The organism is Mycoplasma sp. 2248 (assembly GCF_034863245.1).
Taxonomy (GTDB): Bacteria; Bacillota_I; Bacilli_A; order Mycoplasmatales; family Metamycoplasmataceae; genus Mycoplasmopsis.
In genome coordinates this window covers 1-7,316 of sequence record NZ_JAYFFC010000013.1, presented here as the reverse complement: position 1 = coordinate 7,316, position 7,316 = coordinate 1, and the positions used below count along the sequence as shown (strand labels likewise).

The following is a 7,316-nucleotide window of genomic DNA, read 5'->3' as shown; positions in this document are numbered from 1 at the left end:
TAAGTAGAGTTTAAAAATTATAAAAAATGAGCTTCCAACTTGGAAACTCAGGATTATTTTACATTAAAAAAAAAAAAAAAAAAAACTAGCATAAGAAAAGTAGACAGAAAAATAAAAAACTGTCTACTTTTCTTATGCTAGTTTAATTGCACAAAATGTACAAAAAAATCAGCACCAAGCAAATTTGGTGCTGATTAATCGACTGATTTTCTTGTTAATTATTAATTAACAATTATTTTTTCTTACCAAAGATAAAGATAGCAGCTCCTAATAATCAAGTTGCTACTGAAGCAGCCATAATGTATGGTCAAATCACCATTGGTGAGTTGTTTTTTAATGCTTTAGTAATAGCTGTTGTAAGCACATTTAATCCTTGAATATCTCCAACCTTAGAAACTAATTGTTTAATGTTTTTAAGGTCTGTTAAGTTAAGTTTATTCTTAGCTTTTGTAGATGTTTCAAAGTAATTATGTTTAATTACAGCGTTTGCTAAAGTATCCATATTAGCAAGGTCTGAAGCACCAGCTAATGCTTCAAAGTTATTTCTTGATTTGTTTGTTGTGATTGAATCAACTAAATCAAGTAAGTTTTGAGCTTTAGCAATAGCAGCTTCTCCATTTGCATCTGAGAATGCTTTTGAATTAAATTGATTAATTGCTTTAACAACATTTTCTCTATGTTTGTTTGAAGCATCTGTTCCATATGTACTTTGTAAGTATTGGTTTGTTAAATCATTTAATTCATCTACTTTTTTATCGTAGTTAGCTTTGTTTAAAGCTTTAGCATCTTCAATAGCTTTTGCTAATGTTTCAATATCTGTAGCGTTTCTAATTGCTTCAGAAGCTTTGAATTTTTCTGAATCTGATGAATATGGTTCATCTGATAAGTATGGAAGTTTAGCAACTTCTTTAAGAGCTTCTTCTTTAGCAGCATCTAACTCTGTTCTTCCATCAAGTGTAGCAGTTGCATCGTTTAATTTATTTGTTAAATCAACGATTTTGTTTACTGGCTTATTAAAGTTAGTAATATCTTTAATTGCTTCTACATTAGCTTTAGCTGTATCAAAGTTAGCTTTTGGTTGTTCTGAAGCTTTTGTGTAAGCAATTGTTTCTTGTGCTTTAGAAGCTTTATCTAGAGCTTCTTTAGCATTATTCATTAAAGTAGCATTCTTTACGATGTTATTTACATCTGTAATAGCTTCTTTAGCATTAATATCAGCTTTAGCAGCATCTTTTTGTGTATCTGATAAGTAACTTAACTTATCAATAGCAGCAATAGCATTTGTTTTAGCTGTGTTTAAATTTGTAACTCCATTAAGATTATCTGTTGCATTTGATAAATCAGTTAACTTAGTTTGTAAGTTTGGATATGCTGTATCAAAGCTTGTATATGTAGTTAAATCATTTAATGCTGAAATAGCATTATCAAAGTTTGATTTATTTGGAGTTGGTGATGCTTCTGTATATCTTGTTTCATTATTTGTTTTAATCGCTTTAGCAGCAGTAAGTTTTGGAACTCCATTATTAACAGTTGTTGCATTATCGACAATTGCTTGTACTTTATCAAGTGTGTTTGTGTCTTGTGAATCAATTAAGTTTTTAGCAGCTTGTCTTTGAGCATCTGATAAGTTTGTTAATTGATCAATTTTATTTTTAGCATCTTGTTTTTGAGCTTCTAATAATTTGTTAGCAACATTAGCGATAGTTGTTTGCTTTTCAACTTCAGCTTTAGCAGTTTTTTTGTCAGCCTCTGATAAGTTAGTTAATGCATCGATATCAGCATTAGCATTTCTTTTAGCTTCTTTTAATCTTGTTTCACCATTAAGTTCATTATAAGCAGCAGTTAATCTCTTTTTTGCAGTTGCTGCTTCACTTTGGTCTTCATTGAATTTATCTATATTTTCATATTTTTTTGCATTAGTCAATGTTTGATCAAATTCATCTTTATTTGGTTCTTTTCTAGCTTCTGTATAGTTAGGAGTTGTTAATGCTTCATTAGATAATTTTATTGTTTCTCTTAAGCTATTAATTTGTTCAATATTATTCTTAATAGTTGTTGCAGTAGATAAAAATTCTGCTGCTGCAATTTGTTTTTTAGCTTCAGTTTTTTGAGTTTCTGATAAAAATGAACTTGGGTTGTTAACTATAGCAAGTGCATCTTCTTTAACCGCATCAACTAATTTTTGTCCATTTAAATCATTTCTCGCACTTTGCAATTCTCTTAATGCAGTATTAACTTGCTCTTGTGTTGCATTATTATCATTTAACACTGCTTTAGCTGCAGAAAGCTGTTCACGATACTTTGTTTGAAAACCTGCTAAAGAGTCAGCATACGGATTTTTCGCATAAAACTCTGGTGTTGCTAAATCATACTCTTGTTGAAGTGCTGATTTATCAGCTACTTTGTTTTTTGTATAAACTACGTCATATTCGACAACATTTGAAAATTTAGAAAACACCCCATTATTGTCAACAGAAAAACGACCATTAATATTTTTTCGGAAAGTCATTGTGTAACCCTCAATTTGAGGTGGTGTATAATCAACACTATTTCCTCTTTGAGTGTTGTCTGTTTTTTTTGCATAGTTATTGTTAGGATCAGCGTTAACAATGTCCTTAATTAAGAACCTTTGTTCTCTTGTATTATTAGTAGAAGTTACAGTAGTTTCGGGGAATGTAACAACTTTTGAATATAATGAACCTGAATTATAAACTGGTGCTGTTATAGTTTTTGTTAAAACTGCACTTGAGGTAGGTATTTGTGTATCCGAATCAATTCCATTAAATGTTTGTTTGATAACAACTGGATAGTTATCAAATTGTTTTTCTTTCTTAGCTCTTTCTCCTCTTAAGATAACATCGACATATTTTCCTGTTAATTGTCTTGATGAAACTGATTGGAAAACCCCTGAGAATGCACCTTTTGCTACATTTGATTTTGATTCAGTTGTAAATTCAATTGTGAATTTATATCTACTTGAACTTCTTGTTTGAAAAATTCAACCAGAAGTAAAATCTTTATTATAAGTTTTTAAACCATCTTCAAATTGTCCGGTGAAACTATCATATCTATCTGCTATTTTGCTATATGAGTTATCTTCTCCACCTAAAAGTTTTGGATTATTTCCACCTTTAACATAAGGATTAGTTTTTACATTATATACTTCAGCATAATATAAAATATCATCTCAAGTTTGAGCTTTGGTCGTGGCATTTTTATATCATTTAAGATCAACACCATTATCACCAAGTGCTTGATAAGGATTTTCACCTGAAATTCAAGATTTTTCTAATGAACTGATTCTTCCATCTCTATCTTGTGATTGACGTGTTATTTTGATTTGTGAACCATCCTTAATCTTTAAATCATCTGTAAGTGCGAACATAAAATATGCGTGTTGCTCGTCCTCTTTATTACCCTCTTTTCCTATAAAAGCAAATTCTTTAAAGAAATCTAAAGTCCAGCTAATTTCACCATTAGCTTTCGGTGTTTTAGTTATACCAATTGATCTGTTTAAATATGAATCTGGACGCGTTCTTTCTTCTCGATTGAAAACATTATAACCTAATTTTCAATCGTATGTACCTGTGTCAGTTGAATCATCTCAAGCATATTCTTTTAGATTTGGAGCTTGAATACTATCATATGTCCAACTATTATCTCAATTTAGAATCCCTTCACCAGCTTTACCTCTTTCAGGATTTGTAGTTGTTACTGTTTCAGTTGATGCACTGACTGTTGTTAGTAAAGCGAGTGGAGCTGAAACTGCTGCACTTAAAGGTAAAAGAATTCATTTTTTCTTGTTTTTTAAGTTCATAAAATTTCCTTTTTCAACAAATACTTAAGGAAGCTAAAAATATTAATTTTTAACCTAGAAAAGCACTTATTTTATTCTTTTTATAAGTTAAATATTCATATTAACTACGCTTATATTAGCATAAAATCATCTTTGAGGCATCTTTTTTTTTTTTTTTTGCAAAAAAAGTGTAATTTTTTACATATTTTCACTCTTAAAGTTTCACTTTTATGAAATTTTTAGATTTTTTAAAATATAAAAAAATCAGCACTATTTTTATCTAGTACTGATTGATTTTGATTGTTTATTAATTGTTAATTAATTTCTTATTTCTTTCTGCCGAATATAAAGATTAACATACCAATTAATCAAGTTGCTACTGAAGCAGCTACAAAGTATGGTCAGATTAAGATTGGTGAGTTACCTTTTAACGCTTTAGTAATAGCTGTTGTAAGCACATTTAATCCTTCAATATCTCCAGCCTTAGAAATTAATTGTTTAATGTTTTTAAGGTCTGTTGAGCTAAGTTTATTCTCAGCTTTTGTAGATGTTTCAAAGTAATTGTGTTTAATTACAGCGTTTGCTAAAGTATCGATATTAGCAAGGTCTGAAGCGTCAGCTAATTCTTCAAAGTTATTTCTTGATTTGTTTGTTGTGATTGAATCAACTAAATCAAGTAAGTTTTGAGCTTTAGCAATAGCAGCTTCTCCATTTGTATCCGAGAATGCTTTTGAATTAAATTCATTAATTGCTTTAACAACATTTTCTCTATGTTTGTTTGAAGCATCTGTTCCATATGTACTTTGTAAGTATTGGTTTGTTAAATCATTTAATTCATCTACTTTTTTATCGTAGTTAGCTTTATTTAAAGCTTTAGCATCTTCAATAGCTTTTGTTAATGATTCAGCATCTGTAGCATTCTTAATAGCTTCAGAAGCTTTGAATTTTTCTGAATCAGTTGAATATGGTTCATCTGATAAGTATGGAAGTTTATCGAGTTCTTTAAGAGCTTCTTCTTTAGCAGCATCTAAGTTTTTACTTCCATCAAGAGCAGCAGTTGCATTGTTTAATTTATTTGTTAAATCAACGATGTTATCTACCGGCTCATTAAAGTTAGTAATATCTTTAATTGCTTCTACATTAGCTTTAGCCTCATCAAAGTTAGCTTTTGGTTGTTCTGAAGCTTTTGTATAAGCAATTGTTTTTTGTGCTTTAGAAGCTTTGTCTAGAGCTTCTTTAGCATTATTCATTAAAGTAGCATTGTTTACAATGTTATTTACATCTGTAACAGCTTCTTTAGCATTGATATCAGCTTTAGCAGCATCTTTTTGAGCTTTTGATAAGTAATTTAACTTATCAATAGCAACAATAGCATCTGTTTTAGCTTTTGCTAAGTTTGCATCTCCGTTTAATGCTTTGTGAGCATCTTTAAGAGTTTGTACTTTATCTTCTAAGTTTTCTACAGCGTTCTCAAAGTCTTCTTTGCTTTCTAATGAATTTAAATTGTCTAATGCTGTAGTTAATGCATTTTGTTTGTCTGCATCAGCTTCTTTGAATTGAACTTTTTCTTTAACTGGGGCAATGTTTTTAATTGTTCCTAGAGCAGCATCAACTGCTTTTGTATTTGCAACAATGTTATTTATATTGTTAATTGTGTTTTGTTCTTCGACTTTAGTTTTAGCAGCATCTTTTTGTGTTTCTGAGATGTTTTGTAATGCATCAATAGCTTGATTAGCTTTTTCTTTAGCTTTAGCTAATCTATCTTTACCATCAAGGTTGCTAATAGCATTTGCTAATTTGCTTGTTAATAATTCAATGTCTTGTACTTTGTTTTCAAAGTTCTTTGTATCTTTGATTGCATTTACAGCGTCTTTAGCTTTATCAAACGCATCTTTAACAGCATCTGAAGCTTGTGTATAATCCACTTTATCTAATTTGTTGTTAGCAGCTTCAAGTGTAGCTAATGCATTGTTTAATAATTTTGCATTATTAACAATGTCTTGTGCTTTTGCAAGTGTATTTGTGTCTTCAGATTTAATTAAATCTTTAGCGGCATCTTTTTGAGCTTTTGATAAGTTGGTTAATTTATCAATTTCTTTAATTGCTTCAGTTTTAGCTGTAGCTAATTTATCATCTCCATTTAATTTTCCAGTTGCTGATGTCATATCTGATAATAAATTATCTGCGTTAGCAATTGGTTGCTTTGGATTTGTAAAGCTTGCAATAGCATCTTTGATAGCGTCTTTAGCATTAGTAAATGCAGTTTGTTTATCTTTGTCAGCTTCTGTGTAATCAGGAGTTGTTTGTTTTGCTTTAGCAACCTCTAATGCATCAACTAATTCTTTTAATTTAGCAGCATTATCAAGGATTTGATCAATTAATTGTTTTGAATTTGTTGATTCATCTTCAATAACAGCTTTAATTAAATCTTTTTGACCTTGAGATAATCCTTCAAGTCCATCAACTTTTTTCTTAGCTTCTTCTTTTGCTGTCGCTAAGTTAGCTAAACCATTAAGTAATTCAGATTTAGCATCTAAAGCACTAATAAGTGCATCAGGATCATCACTTAATGCTTCAAAGTTTGTTGTGTTCTTGATTGCATCAAGTGCTTCTTTAGCTTTGTTAAAGTTCTCTTTTGGTTCATCTGAAGCTTCTACATAAGCTGGTGTGTTTTGTTTATTAACAGCTTCATTTGATTTAGCGATAGCTTTATCAACTTTTTGAGCATTTGAAAGCACGTTAGCTACTTGATCTTTAGTTGTAAGGTTCTTAATTGAATCCTTAGCAGCTGTCTTTTGTTCTTCTGATAAGTTTGTTAATGCTTCAATCTTAGCAATAGCATCTTTTTGAGCTTCTTCTAAACTTCTATCTCCATCTAAATTGCTAATTGCATTATTTAATTCAGATGTTAATGTGTCAATATCTGCAATAGGTTGTGAGAAGTCTTCTACATCTTTAATTGCATCAACCTTACCTTTTGCACCAATAAATGCATTTTTAGCTATGTTTGAAGCGTCAATGTATGCTGTTGTTTTTTCAGCATCATTTGCTTTGTTTAACGCTTGTTTAGCAACATTTAATTTCTTAGCATTTTCAAGAGTTGCTTGAACATCAGCAATTGTTTGTTTTTTCTCAACTTCAGCTTTAGCAGCTTGTTTTTGTGTATCTGATAAGTTTTCTAATCCTTCGATTTCAGCTTTAGCAGCAGCTTTTGAATCATCTAAGTTTTGTTTACCATCAAGTGAGTTGATTGCGTTTTTAAGTTCTTCTGTTTTGTTTGTGATTTGGTCAATTAGATTTGTTCTAAAGTCCATAATTGACTCAACACCTGGTAAGTTGTCAAACGCTGTTTGAGCAGCTTGTTTTTTATCTGTAGGTGTTGTTGATGCTTCTGTGAATTGTGGTTTTGATTTAACATCATTAAATCTTTGAACTTGCTCGATAGCGGTATCAACATTTGTTGCATTTGTAGCAATGTCTTTTGCTTCTTGAACTGTTGTAGCAGCATTTACTAATTGTT

2 protein-coding genes are annotated in these 7,316 nt (G+C 30.3%); both read right to left on the bottom strand.

What is annotated here, in order from left to right; all coding sequences use genetic code 4:
• Positions 1-232 precede the first annotated feature (232 nt).
• Positions 233-3,817 carry a hypothetical protein gene (locus VBM91_RS03030; protein WP_323189233.1) on the bottom strand — a complete coding sequence of 1,195 codons (3,585 nt, stop codon included), beginning with the start codon at positions 3,815-3,817 and terminating at the stop codon, positions 233-235.
• A gap of 305 nt (positions 3,818-4,122) precedes the next feature.
• On the bottom strand, positions 4,123-7,316 hold a 3,194-nt coding region (locus tag VBM91_RS03025), incomplete at its 5' end, for a hypothetical protein (RefSeq protein WP_323189232.1).